Raw genomic sequence first — 17,290 nt, 5'->3', positions numbered from 1 at the left:
TTAACTTTACCATGGTGCTACTACTAAAGGAAAACGCGAGTAAAATGAAAATAGTATGAATTCTACAATGCCAATTAAACGAATTATCAAAGGACTTAACGAATTTCAGACGAACTATTTCACTATTCATCAGGAGATGTTTCGGCAGTTATCTCAAGGACAAACTCCTGAGATTCTCTTCATAACTTGTTCTGACTCCCGTATCGATCCGAATTTATTAACTCAAACAAAACCAGGAGAGCTTTTTATTATCAGGAATTTAGGTAATATTATTCCAACACACGGAAGTTATAATAACAGTGAGGGGGCAGGAATTGAATATGCTGTTTCAGCCTTAAACATTAAGCACGTTATTGTTTGCGGTCATTCTCATTGCGGTAGTATGAAAGCTCTCCTACAGTTAAATACTTTATCTGATGAAATGCCTTTAGTGTACAATTGGTTAAAACAACACGCAGAGTCTACTCGTCGTCTTTTACGAGAAAATTATAAGAATTATGATGGAGAGGAACTCCTAAAAATAGCTGTTGAAGAGAATGTTCTGACTCAGATTGAAAATTTAGAAACTTATCCTGTAATTCGTTCTAAATTGCACGCTGGTAAATTATCTCTTCATGCTTGGGTTTATGAAATAGAAACAGGACAAATAGTCGCTTATGATGCCGATAATCGTAAGTTTGTTCCTTTGAGTTCTGACGCTTTTCCCGTTCCCGATCCTTTGGCTTGTTTACAAGCTAGATAATCTTCTAGAAAATTTCTCTAGCGGTTTTCAGTTGGCTGCAATACATGAATAATGCTCTTGTGGGGCGGGCATCTTGCCCGCCCCACAAGAACTGTATTGGATTCAAGTGAAAAGCGCTCTACTTTCACTCGCCCCCCTTTTTAAGGGGAGATGGGGGGATTGACAAACTTTACCGAGCAGTATTGCTTTCTATTTGTGTCTTCATTAAAATACAAGCTGCCTACTTTTCCTAAAAAAGTAGTATAAGTCAGCAGAAATAAGGCAAACATTAATCGCAGACAAAAACTATATTAAGAGCTTTGACGCCTTCTGCCACGCCACTTACTGTAGCCTGTGAAACCCGTCTACCGCAGTGGCTCCTCTGCCTCTATACTTCTGCCTTTTTCTATTTCCCCTGTTTTTACAGTTTAGGCGATCGCCATATTGTTTATTGAGTTTACATTATACGAGAATGCATTCTAGCAATAAGAACGGATATCTTCGCCACACACATCTGCTAAGTAACACAAAGCACGGAAACGCAAGCCAACAAATTGATCGTAGAGAGGATTGAGTTTGCACATAGGAGGAATATGAGCTATTTTACGACCAAACAAAACAACATCTCTTTCAAATGGGCATTGAGCGGGGATCGTTTGAGCAATGAATCTTGCCAATTTTCGATTCTGAATATCTAATGAATCAAGCCAATTCCGTAATGGTTGCAGTATATCTAATTTAGGTTTAGTCAAACGGTTACGATTTCCAGATTGTTCGTTTTCAACAGCAGGGCTTATAAAAGCAGAAAAATATATGTTTTGATTGTTAGTTTCAAGCATAGTTATTGTTAGGCTCCATCTAGGAATTTTTTGTTTTGTCATTTACCAAACTATCTATTGCAGCAGTTAATTGTATGCTTGACAACACTAGCATGGCATCATTTTGCAGCAGCATTTACATAGATATTCACTGAGCAAATACTGCAAACAACGTTATTAAAACTGAGTAGAGGGTAAAAAACTGTCCAGCTTAATACAAAATTCTTAAAATAATCTAAAGCGTTCCATTTTCGTTTATAAAATGCCTATATCGATTACAACGGTTTTATACTTCAAAGGTAAATGACCCTTGCTTAAATCAAACAGTACCTTGAGTTGTAACTTCTTCAACAAAATATTCTTTTTGCTCATACTTAGGCTAGATTTTACTAATATTTGGTATCAGGACAACCGATTTTAAGCTATCCCTTTAGTGGAAAATTGTAGAATTTGTTACAAAATGTAAAGGTATAAATAAATTAGATAAGTAAATATATCTAAAAAGTTAGAAGTTTAAGGGTTTTAGTAGATAAACTTCCTGTATTGCTTTGCCTGTAACTTAGAAGATATATAGCAATCCTAAATCATGTATAAACAGTTAGATCCCCGACTTCTTTAAGGATGCTGTTAGCGAATAATGGGTCTGACCCCCCACCTCGTTCCCAAGCTCCGCTTGGGAACGAGACAGAGACAGACAATCTTCTGGGAGACTCGTAAAACGGAGTAAAATTCTATTCTTTTAAAAGCAAATAATATAAACTCCCAGTACTACTTGCGATCCCAGCCCGATAACCAGCTAAAGAACCTGTCCCCATAAAGTAATCGACACGTCCCGGAGTTTTGATAGCGCTACCTGTATCTTGGTCGAGTACAAAGCGATTGACTTGACGCGATTCTAGCCCGCCACCTTTTTTCGGATACGGGAACGATCCATGAATAAGTGCTAACGCTCCGGGAGGCATGAGAGATTTATCTGTAGCAATGCTACGCTCTGCCGTTACAGGCACACCTATACTTCCAGAAGCCGACTCACCTTTTGTTTCTTTAAAGAAAACAAAGCGTTCCCACAGAGGTAAATATTCGTTTAAATCTTGGGGATTGCGGTTAAAATATGCTATTATACTAGGCATATTGGCATTTTCACGCTTAAGCTTACCATTTTTAATAAGTTCTTTTCCAATACTCGTCCAAGGATAGTCTGTACCACCTGCAAAGCTAACGGAGGTTGTAGTGCCATCAGTCAGTTTGAGTTGGGCAGAACCTTGAATGTGAATTAGATATGCGTCGAGTCGATTGCGAAACCAAAACATTTCCAAACCGCGCAACGGGCTTTTCTCTCCTAGCAAACCATTTCTTCCCTCTAAATCAATGCGCTTGGGATGCGGTTTTGCCCATTGTTCAAAATCGGGTGGGAGTCGGTAAAGCGGATATTTATAAACAGGTGTTTGGGTGCGACTAGCAGTATAAACGGGTTCGTAGTAGGCAGTAAATTTAACAGTTCCTTTACCATCACTGCCAACTGATTTATAAAAAACAAATTCCTTACGGACAGCAGCTTGTAATTGTACGGGGGATTTGGAGTTAGCTACTAATTGGCGAAAACGTATCAAGCTACGACGAACGCGATCTAGGGTAATTTCTTGAATGGGGTAATTTTGATACGCTAAAACTGCCTTATCAGTTTGTAAATAGCGCAAGCTGTTTTCAATGGAAGCTAGCAACGCCTGTTTATCGCCCTGTCTGCCCTTTCCGCCCCAAATTTGCTCGTCCCAACCCAAGCAACGTGATGGAGATTGACACCTTCCTACATCTATTACTTCAAGTGGTGGAGGTAGGGGTTCGATTGAGTTGTTAGGGCTTGGTAATGGCGCTATAGTAGGGACTTGAGCAATAACTGACCAGAAGGGGTGAATGAGGGCAATACCTAAACTCAAAGAAAGTAAAACAATGGTTTTTTTCATAATTTATATTAATCTCATCATTGGAGATTTCTAATGTTACCCATTATCACAAGAGAACGCCCTGACACCTTCGATGCCATCAGCTTGATTACAGAGTTAGAAGCCTTTCTTGAATCCCTTTATCCTCCCGAAAGCCGTCATGGATACAGTGTCGATAAGTTGCTTGCCGAGGAAGTGGCGTTTTTCCTGCTGCGTGTAAATGAGACACCAGCGTGTTGTGGTGGGATCGAATTTGTGGGCAACGAGTATGGCGAGATCAAGCGGATGTATGTGCGTCCCCAATTCCGTGGATTAGGGTTTGCTAAGTTGATGGTCAATCATTTGGCAGATTATGCCTGTGCTCATAACATCACACTGTTGCGCTTAGAAACCGGAGTTCACCAGCGAGAAGCAATTGGGCTTTACGAGCGGTTGGGCTTTTATCGCATTCCCCTATTCGGTCCCTATATCAACGATCCACTTAGTTTGTGTTATGAGAAGCGGCTTGTATCGCCAGAAGAATTAGGTTGGTCACCTGGTTTTTTTGAGCAAACAGCTGGTGCTCTGCAAGACGATCCACTCATAAGATATTCCCAAGGTGAATACGAAGAACGGGAGCCACTAGAATGATAATATATTTGCTAGATACTAATGTTTGTATTGTCTACTTAAATCAACCTATGTCATAAGTTGGTAAATGCAAATCTTATGGAGATGACAATGAGCGACACAATTACTGAACCCCAAAACCGTACATTTGATATTGAACAATTAGTTCAGTTTTCAGATGAAAAAGCAACGGTTACAGAAATAATCATTACGCCACATTCTAGCATTGCTGTTTGGGGTGTCCAGCCTGGGCAAGAAGTGCCTGCTCACATTCATCCGGACGGACAAGATACTTGGATTATAGTCAGGGGCGAATTGACTTACTATCTTGGCGACGGACAGAAGAAGGTTGTTTCTGCAGGGCAAATTGATATCGCCGAACCATTGCAAGTTCATGGTGCAGTGAATGAGGGAACTCAAGATACGGTATTTCTCTCCATCTATTCAGCCTCAAGTCTTGCGGTTGTCCCCGCATCTCCTTAGTTTTGTGGATGCTAAAACATTTACAGGTATTCTTGATGCAGGCGATCGCCTGCATCAAGAATACTACTCTTCTACACCAACAGCAACTTTCTTGGTATAGTACTCAGTCTTCGCGTATACACTGAGAATACTTTTACCTACCTCAAAAAATGTCCCTTCTTGCTCATCCTTGGAAAACTGCAAGTTTGGATATTTTGCAGCGAGTTCATCTGCTGTAGATGCTTTCGCTTGCATCTCATCTGGCAACAACCCTGTTGAACCGATGTAGAATACTAAAGGACAAATTTTATCGCGGTATATTCTTTCTACATACGCCTCTAATTTTTTACCTGCGGCTGTTAAAGCTGTTATCATCTCCTCTTTGCTAACTTGTTTACCATCCCACTTATCTTGCAAGACTCGCACCAAATTATCAGCACCAACTTTTGCCAGAATATCTGTCACCACACCATTTTTCTCGAATCCTAAGAAATTATCGAAAATGGGTTTCATGAACTCATCCACTTTTGTGATTTTTGTACGGGATGATAGCTGCTTGTGGTTGTAGGCAATATTTTCATTGAAAGCCAGTTCAAAAGTTGGCTTTTGGAAAATCTCTCCAGTTTCTCGATCGCAAACCTGATACATCCTGTCAAGGAACTTGTTCGCAGAATGCAGTTTGCTAAGGTTGAGAATCTCTTTGCTACCAATATCGATTTTATAGCTGACTCTAGAATCAATAGTCCCAGTTGCTAGAGCTTCATTGATGTCCGTGTATTCGTTGGTAGTTGGGAAGTTAATGTAAAGGCTCTTGGAAAGATAATGCTTTTTCAACTCTTCTAACTGTTCTGGCAAAAACATATCTGACTCTTCTTTCAAGTGAGCAGAAATAATACTCGAAAGAACTTTAATTTCCGCTAACTGGTTGAATAAACTATCGATACTGCTGTAATATCCCTCAAAAGGTACTAAAGGTAAATTGTCCAGTTTAATAATGTACTCATCATGGAAATCAAATTCTTTAACAGGAGAATTATCTTTTTCTAGCAAGCCTTGTTCTTTTAAAGCGTCAAAAGCTTTCTTGCTGCTAATTTTCACGCGCAATGATTTCACGTTGAGGTCGCCATCGCTAACGATAGTGTAATTATTAAAGGCTGCTAGGTCATTCACTAACAATCCTGCAACTTCAATAATGGGAGTTTTGTCTTCTGCTTTAACCAGCCTGACTTTGCGAGTGACTAGCATATTGACTGTGGCGGTGTTGTGGTTGATCTCAAACGACCCCATACCAATATAGTCAGTTTTATCTATGTACTCGGTTGTTAACCAAGGCTTGACAAGGTTACCATTTGCATCTCTGGAACCATTAACTCTTTTGATTCCTTTTCTTTGATAGTTTTCCTGCAAGTGCTTGAAGTTAATAATGATGCTGCTACGATGTTCTTCCAAAAGTTTGATGAGTTCTAACAAGGAAGTTTTCTCGTTCACTTTCACTCGATCTAGAATTTCATGCTCGCTCAAGACGTTGGGATAGAACAGTGCAATATCGATATCTTGGGCAAAATCTGCTACTTGTTCGTTTGTTAATGCTCTGGCGTGTCTTTCTGTTAAAGTAGCATCAAAAGTACTTGCGATCGCATACTTTGCAGTATTCAAATTTCCTTCCGCCAGGTTTGCTTTTGCAAAAGCATACACCGACTCATCATTTTGAGCTACAGGAACATCCAATTGCTCGTAAGCCTCTTTGGCGATTTGCTTATATTTATAAATGATGACCTCATCATCTGCTTTTAAGCCACAAATTTTTAAAGTCCCTGTTGTTCCATTAATTTTCTTGGCACTCTTAGAGAAAAGAACTTGATAGCTGTAATCAGCAGCTAAAGGTTCTTCTATAGCTGGTACTACTGAACTCCCTAATAATTTGGAAGTGCTGTAAATAGCATTATAAACTTCTTTGACATCCCCAGCTTTAACACATACGCCAGAGACAATGTTGGCAATCTTGGAAAGAAGTTTAAAGTCTGAGGAGTAGGAATAAGCAATAGTATTGACAAAAACATCTTTGCCTTTGAGTTCTTGACAAATAGCCTCTAGAGCTTTTGCTTCTGCACTAGGACTAGTGTCATTCGCATAACCATCGCTGTGGAGAGTAATAGCAGTTAATTCTCCCTCTTGTATCATTGATTTTGCCATCTCCATAGATTGGGAGATGCAGGTTGCACAGGTTGCGCGAATTTGTCGAATGGCTTCTAGGTATCGAGAATTTTGTTTCATCACTTCTTGAATAGGAATCCGTTGGAAGTGACAAGTCACATCGCCTTTAGAGGAGTAAGAAATTAAGGTGATGACTAACTGGAAATTGATGTATTCATCTAGAGTGAGAAGTTTAATCAAAGTGTCTTTTAATGCCTGAATGTCACCATACATCGAACCAGAGCGATCGATGATAATGATGCTATGGGCGACAGATTTTTCTGGAATATCCCCTGGCTTTCTTTCTAAGTGGACTTTATCGACTAGGTAGTAATATTTTTCTTTACCTGCAAAATTATAGATAGTAAATTTTGTTCTAGTATTTTCAGTGGATGTGCTGTTATTCTTGGAAGGCTTGCTACTGTTGTTTTTCGATGATTTCTTTGCCATATTAACTTCTAACCCGGTAATAGTACACTAAAGTAACACTCTATCCTTCATTCTTTCCTACGGTCACCCTGGATAATACGAGTTTTTAAAACACCTCGTAATCCCAGAGTAAACACGGAAATATTTTTGTACGAAAAGCTATGCTCAGTTTAAATTGACATGGTGAATGCAGAGATTGATTTACCCCCCTTAATCCACGCCACTTGCTACAAGTCGGGAAACCCGCCCAACGCAGTGGCTCCCCCTTATAAAGGGGGGAAATAGGAAATCTCGTTCCCTCCCCAATCCATCGGGGAGGGTTAGGGTGGGGTAAAAAGAGTTATCTTGCTTTATAGTACAATTGTACCATAAAAGTGTCAAGTCAAGAATTCTTTCAGAAAAACTGAATGTGCTATAACCGAGTGAATCACGAGCAGTTATTGTTTGTATCATGACAATAGTGCAACTAACATCCAGAATTGAAAGCGTGAAGGTTTACTGTGCAGGAGCAACAGTCACCCGATTTGCTGAGTTGTCCCTGACACCAGAAAATTTACCCGAACAGGTAGAAATTGCTGAGCTACCTCTAAGTCTTGAGGATAGCAGTGTCAGGGTAAAAGTAGAAGTAGAACGGGGAACAGCGCCTTTAGCTAACGATGTTCGCATAGGTCTAGCCGTTCCACCGCCTCTAGAGATACCCAATCCACCTCTTGATGAAGAAATACGTGCTGCAACTGCTTGCGTCCAACAGCTAGAAAACCTCATCGCTCTCATTGAAAATGAAATTGAGGTGTTAGATAAATTGCACGTACCAAACCGTCCTAAAGAAGAACCAGGTAAAGCCCCTCCTCCTTCTCCAACAAGCGCCCGCCTTGCACTAGCAAATTTTAGTGACGAGCAAATTCGCCTCCGCCTTCAAGAAGCGCGAGAAAATAAGGAAAAATTGCGGTTGGCTCGCGAAAATTTAGCGGACTTGCAACAAAAGCAGCGTTTGGCTTCAAGTGCAAAGGATGCTCGACCAAATGAGCTTCGCAAAACAGCTATTGTAAGCTTGAGTTATGAAGGTGAAGCCCTTGATGCTGAGGTCGGACAGTTAATTGTCGAATATTTTGTTCCTGGCGCACGTTGGACACCTACTTACGTATGTCGTTTAAATAGTGCTGAATCTAGCGCGGCGATCGCAGTCCGATCGCTATTATGTCAGCGCACAGGAGAAAATTGGTCTGGGGTACGCTTAGAACTTTCCACTGCAGAACCATTGGCTTGGTGTTCGCTACCAGAGTTACCGTCTTTACGACTCGGTAAAGCCCAACCTGTCAGCAAAAAATCGGGTTGGCGCAGACCCCCAGTCGGTGCTGAACTACTTTTTGAGGATTACGACCGACAACAGGAACCAGCATTACTCGATCGTATGCCTGAAAGTGCGATCGTAGATGATTTCTCATCCGTGTCTGTTCCACATCTGACACCTGTTCGCTCTTTAAAGCCACAGTTAGAAATTGAAGAAGAATTTGAGCGGGGCTTTTCTGCACCTGGTGCTGCATATGCTGCATATGACGCTGACGAATTGCCTCAAGATCCCACAAGCTTGATTCCTCTTGAAGAGTTGCAACTCAGTACAGCAGCTTATAAAGCTTTGAAACGCGCTCAAATCTATACTGTTGCAGATTTGTTGAACTTAACGCAAGAAGATTTACAACAGATCAAATATTTGAGCCAAAAGTCTGCTCAAGAGTTGATGAATGCCTTACAACAACGTCTTGGTATCACCTTAACATCAGAAAAAAATGAAGAAATTGCATCTGTCCGTTCTCTAGTGACGCGAAGTATACCAGCACCAGTACCACAATTTTTAACTCTTAAACGGGGGCTTAGTACCGGAACGACTCAAAGTAAAAGCGATCGCAACGAGTTCGATTCGCTCTTAGCATATAATATTATGCGATTGGGCGAAACTAATAATCGTGCAAAACGCGGTAAATTATCCATTGAGCAACAAGAAGAAGTTTACATAGAAAGCCTGAAACGCCACCAAGTTGTGGTAAATTTCAATGTCTTGGAAGTGGTACAACAAGCTGTCAATAATGCCCAAAGTTGTCTTGCGACAACACTTCCCCCTGGTGGTATTAACGTGCGAACCGTAGCTGGATCTTTTGATTATGCCTACCAGGCTGATGGACGGGTAGATGTTCCATCTGATGGGCAATTTCATTCTCTAGCATTAACTAGTAAAACAACGGATGTAGACTTGCGGTATATAGTCGTTCCCCGTGAAGATACCAATGTTTTCCGGATTGCTCAACTTCGCAATCCCTTATTGGCACCGCTACTTGCTGGTTCTACCGATGTTTACGTAGATAGTGAGTATATTTTATCTACTCATATTGCTACAGTTCCACCTCAAGGACATATGGAATTAGGTCTTGGAGTCGAACAAAGTATTAAGGTTGCTCGGAATACATCTTATCAGGAAGTGCGATAAGCTGGGTACAGCTTGCGCTTCGCGATCGGGTGAAACAATAGTTGCTTTTAACGAATTGCGTCATTGTATCAAAATTGATATTAAAAACTTGATGTCGAGAAGTGCAAAAATAGAAGTACGGGAACGCCTTCCCATTCCGGCTGAAGGTGCAAAAGTTGATGTTCAAGTTGAACAGGTCACGCCTGCTTGGGAGAAGTACAAACAGCAGGAACGTTCTGCACCTGTTGTTGGGGGCTACCATTGGCTAGTGGAAGTTCCAGCAAAAGAACAAGAAAGTTTGTCGGTTGAGTATACTATCAAGACTTTTGTTGATAGCGAACTGATTGGTGGAAATCGCCGAGAAGGATAAGAAAAATTAACCGCAGATGCACGCAGACGAACGCGGATGTAAGAGAATAACTATCTGCGTGTATCTGCGTGCATCTGCGGTTAAAAAACATATATATTTGGATAGCTGAGTATGCAAGTACAGAAATTAACAATAGACGCACCCGTTTCTTCCGTAACTTTGTTAGAAGACCGAGCGCAAGTGCAGCGAATTGGTAAACTTAATTTAAGTCAGGGATTATGGCGCGTTAAAGTCGAGCAAGTTGCTCCCGTGCTTTCTGATAAATCTCTCCGTGCTGAGTATTGTGGTGAGTCTTGGGAATCGCGTATTGATGATGTCCGTGTCCGTCGTCAAATGCTTGTAAAGGAAGCAGAACGACCTGCAGAATTTCAAGCTTTGCAGGCGGAACTCAGAATGCTTTTGCAATCTTTTAACAATATCTCTGAAGATCGCCAACACCTAGAGTCCTGTTTTGAACGGGTGAATACGATTCTGACAAAAAGTTTGCAGGAATTACCTGTAGATGCAATCTGGGGACAAATCGATCCCAAATCTTGGCGGGAACAGCTATCTATCCTGTTTAAGCAGTTACGGGATTTGCGTAGAGAAATTTTGAGCAGCTACCACACTCAGGAGCATTTAAGTCAGCAAATTGATGATTTAATTGCCAGAGTAGATGCTTTGTCTCGTCCTGATACGGTTTATTCTGCTTATATTGAAGCAGATTTAGCGATCGCTCGCTCTGGTGAATACGAAATTGCTTTTGACTACGTAGTCCCGAACGCAATGTGGCGACCTTGGCATCAAGCGCATCTACTATTAGAAGGACAATCGAGTGTTTCTTTTCGGATGGATGGCTGTGTGTGGCAGCACACGGGTGAAGATTGGCACAATATTGACCTAGTATTTTCCACAGCACGGGCGTCTCTGGGAACTGAGCCACCTCTACTTAGCGATGACCAGTTAAAAGTCCAAGAAAAATCTCAGCAAATTGTTATTGAAGCCAGAAATCAAACTATACAGACAACAGGATTGGGAACGGGTGCAACTCCCCCTTCTCCAGCTACGCCTACAACCGTTGATATACCAGGAGTTGATGATGGTGGAGAAGTTCGCAACCTCCGTTCTCGTAAAAAAGCAACAATTCCCTCTGATGGTCGCCCCTATCGCGTACCAATTTTTTCCTTCTCCTCAGATGCCTTAGTAGAGTATATTTTAATGCCAGAAATTGTTTGTCAAGTTGTTTTCAAGAGCGAACAGACAAATACAGCAAAATTCCCCATTCTTGCGGGACCCGTAGATTTAGTTCGTTCTACGGAATTTGTCGGTAAGACATCCATAGGATTTATAGCCCCTAGTGAAAAGTTTGCTATAGGATGGGGTCCTGATGCAGCAATGCGAGTACAACGCACAACAAAGGAGAAAAAAGAACAAGACCATCTCACCAAGTGGAATAAGTTGATGGAAACTAGAACATTATTTCTTTCTAATGTAGGAGCAGAGACAAAGGTCATAAAAACAATTGAACGCATTCCCATTTCAGAATTAGAGCAAGTGAAGGTTGAAGTAATTGCAGATAAAACTACAAACGGTGTCCAACCAGATGACAACGGTTTTTGTACGTGGAACTTTACTCTTGAACCTTACTCCCAAATGTCAGCAACTCTTGTTCATAGGATATCAGCTGCACCAGAAGTACAAGGATTATAGATTAGACATTTCCAGAAATTAATTATGCATTACCCAAAAGTCTTGGTAGGGGCGCAATGCCTTGCGCCCTTACATCTTTTTCACGCATAGTTTAAGCTTGCGTTCTACTTTTGTATTAATCTGATTCAATTGTTTTTGAATATCAACTATTTTAGCTATTTCTTGCCTAATTACTTGAGCATTTCCAAAATTCAGTTTCATACTTTCAGCAAAGTTAGTCACTTCACGCAAAAGCTTTTCAATTTCTGTCTTATTCATAAAATATATTTACGTATAAATTAAATAAATACGATCCTATTTTTTTTATAAAAACTTTAATTACTGAATAGTGGACGATGCCGAGCAACAGCTTAAGTAGGTGGGCAATGCCCACCCTACATATAGTTCAAAAATCAAATAGGATTTAGGATTGCTATAATTTGTTATGTTTTACTGTCCTCCTCCTGGCTTACAAGGTCACTTAACGTCTTCAGGCGAACAGGTGGCTTATTCGGAAGCTCAACCACAATAGTTAGATTGCCGCCTATAGCATCAATGTAGTTCCTCAAAGTAGACAGCAACATATCAGACTCTCTTTCCAGGCGTGAGACGTTCGATTGCGGCATTCGCAAGCTTCGTGAAATTTCCGCCTGCGTTAGCCCTGCGGCTTTTCTCAGTTCCTGCAAAGTGAGATATTCAGTTTCTAATTCTTCAGCCCGAGCCTGTATCCGTTGCTTGCGCTCGTCTGGCAAATTATCCCATATACTTTGCAAGATTTTCCCTTTGGTCATTGGTTCTCCTCCTTTAACTGGGTCAAATGATTGTCGAAGCGTTCATCGGCCTTTTTGATAAGCTGCTTGTAAAACCGTTTCTCACTCATCCCAGATTTATCGCCAGCCACAAGCAGAATTGCTTGTCGCTTCGGATCGAAGGCAAATGCAGCTCGCCACACACCGTTGTCCGCTTTAAACCGTAGCTCTTTCATGTTTATATGCTTAGAACCATTGAGTGTGTCCACATGGGGTCTGTTTAGCTGCGGGCCGTACTTTTCCAGCAACGCTACTTCTGCTAATAAAGCATCCTGCACCGCTTCGGAAAATTCTAAGAACTCTTGTGCAAATAGAGGATACAATTCAACGTTCCAACACATACCAATACATTATCATTTATGATATATATCGTCAATGATATTATTTTGGTGTTTTTTTGTATGGCGATCGCGTTGTAAAGTTCTGTTATTCCTCTTCATCTGCGTTCGTCTGCGTTCATCTGCGGTTCCTAAACTCCTATAAAATCAATACAACCGATTCCCCAAAAACCATCCCAAACCACCCACTCCCAACAACAACGGCGTCAACCAATCGCCCCAAAGCACATATAAAGTCTTACTTTGAAGACGATATATTGTTTCCGCATGAACTTCATAAGTATTATGCCCCGATATCCACAATGTCCTACCATGAGGATCTACAAAAGCTGAATACCCCGTATTTGTTGCTCTTACTGCCCATCTATCAGTTTCAATTGCCCGCATGATATCCTGTGCGTGATGCTGTGCTGGCATAGCAGCACTGTAATGAGCATCATTAGAAGGTCCCAGTATAAACTCTCCTCCCACTGCAGCTTGACGGCGGAAATGTTCCGAAAAAGCCGATTCATAACAAATCCCAACAATCGCACGACCGAAAGGCGTATCAAATATTTGATTTGGCTTCCCCGCAACCTGGTGTTCCTTCAAAGGCGACAACCTGTCAATTAGACCACCCAAAATTTCTTCAAAAGGAACATATTCCCCAATCGGCACCATCTTCACTTTGCCATAGCGACTAAAAATTACACCACTGCCCGTAACTGTAAATAAGCTATTTGTATAACTACGTCCATCTCTATAAAAACCACCAATCCAGGCAACTTTCTTTTTTTCCCGCACTGTAGCTACTAAAGAACTCGACATAATATCACTTTGGAAAAAAGGCAAAGCACCCTCTGGAGTCAAAACTGCATCAACACCTCGATCTACAAGGGTGATATAACCCGTGGTGTAACCTTCAATAGCACGACGAAAACCTTCTCGAAAAAGCTTAATTTCATTAGGAACATTTCCTTGAACAATCCCCACTTTTAATGCAGCTTCTGGTTTTTGAACTAAAGGACGGCTATATAAACCCAAACCAACAAGATGGAGAAAAATAAATAGTGCAGCCGCCGAAATTAAATAACCAAATCGCAAACGCACAGAAGTCGCCGCGAGAAGAAATTGCTTTCTTTCATCTAAGCGTTCCGTGCTTCTAGAGTTTATCCATGCTTCCGCAAGCAATCCATTCACAGCCACAATAGCTGCTGTCACCGCATTTGGTCCAGACAATTGACCTAAATGTAAAATGATAAGATTTTGGGGGCTTTGCGTGTAAGAAAGAGAAGTCCACCACAATGGTCCTGCACTCCAAAGGGCTTCTAATCCACACCAGATAGCTGTACCAATCAAAACGCGAACAAATCCATTGGGGATTGGGGATTGGGGATTGGGGCTTGGGGATCGATTTATGGGTGTTTTACTTTCTCGTTTGAAGATGACTTTCAACCAATCGAAAATCGGCAATCTAAAATCTAAAATAAAAGAGAAACAAGTTGCCCAGGTCGCAACTAATGCTGCTCCCCATAAAGTAATGAACGTCCAACAAAATAAAGCGATCGCTAAACTTGCCAACCAAGGAACCCCCATCCAAGTCATGGGATGAATTCCTGTAATCCAAGACAGTGCGATTCCGTGATAACCAACACCCCAGGCTAGAGGGAGGGAGAGAGGGAGAGAGGGAGAGAGGGAGGGATGGGAAGATGGGTTTTTTCGTTGTGTAGAATTAACAACAAGTATCCAGAGGGGAGCAAGAGCAACCCATGCCAAGAACCATGCACCAAAAGGTACAACAGTCAACCCCATCAAAACTCCACTTATAAAAGCAATAAAGATTTTAGACTTTGAATTCAATCCAAAATCCAAAATCCAAAATCCAAAATGCTTACTCTGTTTCGGTTGCATCAACAGTATCGGGGGGAACTATTGCCACTCCCGTGATAACGTCATCTTCATCTAGGCGTTGCACCCGTACCCCAGTTGCCGATCGCGATTGAATTGAAATCGCATTCACCGCCTGACGAATGATAATACCGCGACTGGTGACCATCATAATCTCCGCATCATCATTGTTAACGATATGTAAAGTTGCGAGTTGGTCTTTGATTTTGCGGTTTTTGAATTTAGTCGCCATAATACCCTGACCGGCACGCTTTTGTAGGCGGAACTGGGAAACTGGTACGCGCTTGCCATACCCTCCCATTGTAATCACCAACACCCACGGACCAGTACTGCCATTACCTGCAACTTCTACAGATTCTTCATTTACCTCAACCTCAAGAAGTTCTTCTGTTTCGACATCCTCGTTTTCAGCTTCTATAGCTGTACTTAAAGTTTCAAGAATCGCTGCTGGAAGAATATCCATTCCCACCAGTTCATCTTTATCGCGCAGTTTCATGGCTTTGACCCCACGAGTCGCCCGTCCCAAAGGACGCAATTGTTCGTGGTTACATCTAAAGTGAATTGCCATTCCTCGACGCGAACCAATGATAACGCTATCTTCTACTCTTGCTCTTCTCACCCAACGGAGTTGATCTCCTTCTTCCAAAGAGATAGCAATCAAACCATTAGCACGAATATTACTAAACGCTGCTAATTCTGTTTTCTTAATATTGCCACCGTTGGTAAGCATGACCAAATACTCGTCGCTGGTAAACTCCGTCACAGGAACTATTGAGGTAATTTTTTCCTCTTTAGGAACGGGTAGCAATTGGACAATTGGCGTCCCCCTGCTGGTACGGGAACTCACGGGGATTTGATAGGTTTTGAGGCAATAAACGACACCTCGCTGGCTAAAGAATAAAACACTGTCATGGTCGCAGCAAGTGAGGAAATGCTCAACACCATCATCTTCTTTCATCTTTGCTGCAGCTTTGCCTCTAGTCGCACGGCTTTGCGCTTCAAAGGTGTTGACTGGCATCCGTTTGATGTAGCCTTGTTCGGTAACTAAAATGACAACCTTTTCATTGGCAATCAAGTCCCGGTCATCTATTTCCCCTTCCAAAGGCGAGATCGTTGTCCGGCGAGGCGTTGCGTATTTCTCTTTGAGCAGCTTAACTTCGTTCTCAATAATTTCCAAAATTCGCTCTCGACGTGCGAGAATATCGCGCAAATCGGCAATGAGGGCTTGTAATTCTTCGTGTTCCAAGCGAATTTTGTCTGCCTCTAAAGCTGTCAAACGCCGCAGTTGCATTTGCAAAATCGCATCGGCTTGCACTTCAGAGAGTCCGTAGGTTGTGACTAACTCTCCTTTTGCTGTAGGCGCATCAGGTGCATGACGAATTAAGTTAATAATCTCATCAAGGTGCGATAGAGCAATTAATAAACCTTGCAAAATGTGGTCGCGTTCCTCAGCTTTCCGCAATTCATATTGAGTGCGTCTGGTAATGGCTTCTATGCGGAAATCGAGAAAGACTTGCAAGAATTGCTTGAGCTTGAGAATTTGCGGTTCGCCGTTGACAAGCGCTAGCATATTCGCCCCAAAGTTGGCTTGTATGGGCGTTTGTTTGTAGAGATTGTTCAGCACAACTCTGGGATAAGCATCGCGCTTGAGTTCAATCACGATTCGCATACCATCGCGATCGCTCTCATCTCGAATGTCTGCAATTCCGTCTATTTTCTTATCATTCACCAACTCAGCTATTTTTTCAATTAAGGCTGCTTTGTTTGTTTGATAAGGTAATTCAGTTACAATTATTGCTTCTCTATCTGGACGTCCCCTTTGTTCTACGGTTTCAATTTGAGCCACACCCCTCATGGTGATAGAGCCACGCCCTGTAGTATAAGCTTCTCGGATTGGTCCCGTTCCCAAAATCTGACCGCCTGTCGGAAAATCAGGACCGTGAATATACTGCATCAATTGGGTATCACTAATCTCAGGATTGTGAATCAGTGCTACCAATCCATCAATCAACTCACCCAAGTTATGAGGGGGAATGTTAGTTGCCATACCCACGGCGATCCCAGAAGAACCATTCAACAGCAACTGTGGAACACGTGCAGGCAGAACAGTTGGTTCTTGTTGGGAACCGTCGAAGTTATTAGCAAAATCTACGGTTTCTGACTCAATATCTTGTAGTAAAGCGTCACTCGTTAAAGCTTCCAAGCGACATTCGGTGTATCGCATTGCTGCCGGTGGGTCATTATCTATAGACCCAAAGTTTCCATGACCTGCAATTAAAGGCGATCGCATGGAAAAATCCTGAGCCATCCGCACGAGAGCGTCATAGACCGCTGTGTCGCCGTGAGGGTGATATTTACCCAATACTTCCCCTACTACACGAGCGCATTTACGAAAAGGGCGATCTGCGGTCAATCCCAATTCATGCATAGCATAGAGGATACGACGATGCACAGGTTTCAGACCATCCCTGGCATCTGGCAGCGCCCGACCTACAATCACGCTCATGGCGTATTCTAAATAAGACCGGGACATTTCGTTCCCCAGATCGGTCGGGATAATCCTCTCCTGAGAGGTTGTCATAACC

14 protein-coding genes are annotated in these 17,290 nt (G+C 42.0%); 6 read left to right on the top strand and 8 right to left on the bottom strand.

What is annotated here, in order from left to right; translation table 11 throughout:
- The first annotated feature begins 67 nt into the window (after positions 1-67).
- Positions 68-742 (top strand): carbonic anhydrase, encoded by a 675-nt coding sequence (locus tag ACKTT2_RS34280; RefSeq protein WP_407895355.1) that lies wholly within the window; start codon positions 68-70, stop codon positions 740-742.
- 458 nt (positions 743-1,200) lie between these two features.
- Here ACKTT2_RS34280 and ACKTT2_RS34275 read toward each other — a convergent pair whose 3' ends face one another.
- Together ACKTT2_RS34275 and mltA are read right to left on the bottom strand one after the other, a co-directional pair.
- The gene (locus tag ACKTT2_RS34275; RefSeq protein WP_407895217.1) at positions 1,201-1,560 is read right to left on the bottom strand and encodes a Mo-dependent nitrogenase C-terminal domain-containing protein; all 360 of its coding nucleotides are present in this window, start codon (positions 1,558-1,560) and stop codon (positions 1,201-1,203) included.
- 710 nt (positions 1,561-2,270) lie between these two features.
- A complete protein-coding gene (gene mltA, locus ACKTT2_RS34270) occupies positions 2,271-3,500 on the bottom strand; it encodes a murein transglycosylase A (RefSeq protein ID WP_407895215.1) in 1,230 nt (409 codons plus the stop codon).
- Between the two features lie 33 nt (positions 3,501-3,533).
- On the opposite strand from mltA, the gene ACKTT2_RS34265 reads away from it, so the two are divergent.
- Both ACKTT2_RS34265 and ACKTT2_RS34260 read left to right on the top strand, forming a co-directional pair.
- Positions 3,534-4,109 (top strand): GNAT family N-acetyltransferase, encoded by a 576-nt coding sequence (locus ACKTT2_RS34265; protein WP_407895213.1) that lies wholly within the window; start codon positions 3,534-3,536, stop codon positions 4,107-4,109.
- A 90-nt stretch (positions 4,110-4,199) separates the two neighbouring features.
- On the top strand, positions 4,200-4,571 hold the full coding sequence (locus tag ACKTT2_RS34260; protein ID WP_407895211.1) for a cupin domain-containing protein: 372 nt from the start codon (positions 4,200-4,202) through the stop codon (positions 4,569-4,571).
- A 63-nt stretch (positions 4,572-4,634) separates the two neighbouring features.
- Here the strand turns inward: ACKTT2_RS34260 and ACKTT2_RS34255 are convergent, their stop codons facing one another.
- Positions 4,635-7,193, bottom strand: coding sequence for a vWA domain-containing protein (locus tag ACKTT2_RS34255; protein ID WP_407895209.1), 2,559 nt, complete (start codon positions 7,191-7,193; stop codon positions 4,635-4,637).
- A 430-nt stretch (positions 7,194-7,623) separates the two neighbouring features.
- On the opposite strand from ACKTT2_RS34255, the gene ACKTT2_RS34250 reads away from it, so the two are divergent.
- The 3 genes from ACKTT2_RS34250 to ACKTT2_RS34240 all read left to right on the top strand — a co-directional run bounded on the left by ACKTT2_RS34250 (position 7,624) and on the right by ACKTT2_RS34240 (position 11,692).
- Positions 7,624-9,654, top strand: a complete 2,031-nt coding sequence (locus ACKTT2_RS34250; protein WP_407895207.1) for a DUF4139 domain-containing protein — start codon at positions 7,624-7,626, stop codon at positions 9,652-9,654.
- Entirely contained in the window at positions 9,620-10,003 is a 384-nt protein-coding gene (locus ACKTT2_RS34245; protein ID WP_407895205.1) for a hypothetical protein, read from the top strand. Before ACKTT2_RS34250 ends, ACKTT2_RS34245 begins: the two co-directional genes overlap by 35 nt.
- Positions 10,004-10,114: 111 nt before the next feature.
- Entirely contained in the window at positions 10,115-11,692 is a 1,578-nt protein-coding gene (locus tag ACKTT2_RS34240; RefSeq protein ID WP_407895203.1) for a mucoidy inhibitor MuiA family protein, read from the top strand.
- A gap of 69 nt (positions 11,693-11,761) precedes the next feature.
- Here the strand turns inward: ACKTT2_RS34240 and ACKTT2_RS34235 are convergent, their stop codons facing one another.
- From ACKTT2_RS34235 to gyrA, 5 genes are all read right to left on the bottom strand, one after another.
- A complete protein-coding gene (locus ACKTT2_RS34235) occupies positions 11,762-11,950 on the bottom strand; it encodes a hypothetical protein (RefSeq protein ID WP_407895201.1) in 189 nt (62 codons plus the stop codon).
- A 164-nt stretch (positions 11,951-12,114) separates the two neighbouring features.
- Positions 12,115-12,462 carry an XRE family transcriptional regulator gene (locus tag ACKTT2_RS34230; protein WP_407895199.1) on the bottom strand — a complete coding sequence of 116 codons (348 nt, stop codon included), beginning with the start codon at positions 12,460-12,462 and terminating at the stop codon, positions 12,115-12,117.
- Entirely contained in the window at positions 12,459-12,821 is a 363-nt protein-coding gene (locus ACKTT2_RS34225; RefSeq protein WP_407895197.1) for a type II toxin-antitoxin system RelE/ParE family toxin, read from the bottom strand. Before ACKTT2_RS34225 ends, ACKTT2_RS34230 begins: the two co-directional genes overlap by 4 nt.
- Before the next feature lie 144 nt (positions 12,822-12,965).
- Entirely contained in the window at positions 12,966-14,609 is a 1,644-nt protein-coding gene (lnt, locus tag ACKTT2_RS34220) for an apolipoprotein N-acyltransferase (protein ID WP_407895353.1), read from the bottom strand.
- Positions 14,610-14,688: 79 nt separating this feature from the next.
- Positions 14,689-17,286, bottom strand: coding sequence for a DNA gyrase subunit A (gyrA, locus tag ACKTT2_RS34215; protein WP_407895351.1), 2,598 nt, complete (start codon positions 17,284-17,286; stop codon positions 14,689-14,691).
- Positions 17,287-17,290: the final 4 nt, after the last annotated feature.

It is taken from the genome of Scytonema hankhaensis NUACC26 (assembly GCF_045865695.1).
Classification (GTDB): domain Bacteria; phylum Cyanobacteriota; class Cyanobacteriia; order Cyanobacteriales; family Nostocaceae; genus Scytonema.
Note: the sequence above shows the minus strand (reverse complement) of the source record. Positions and strands in the feature narration are given on the sequence as shown.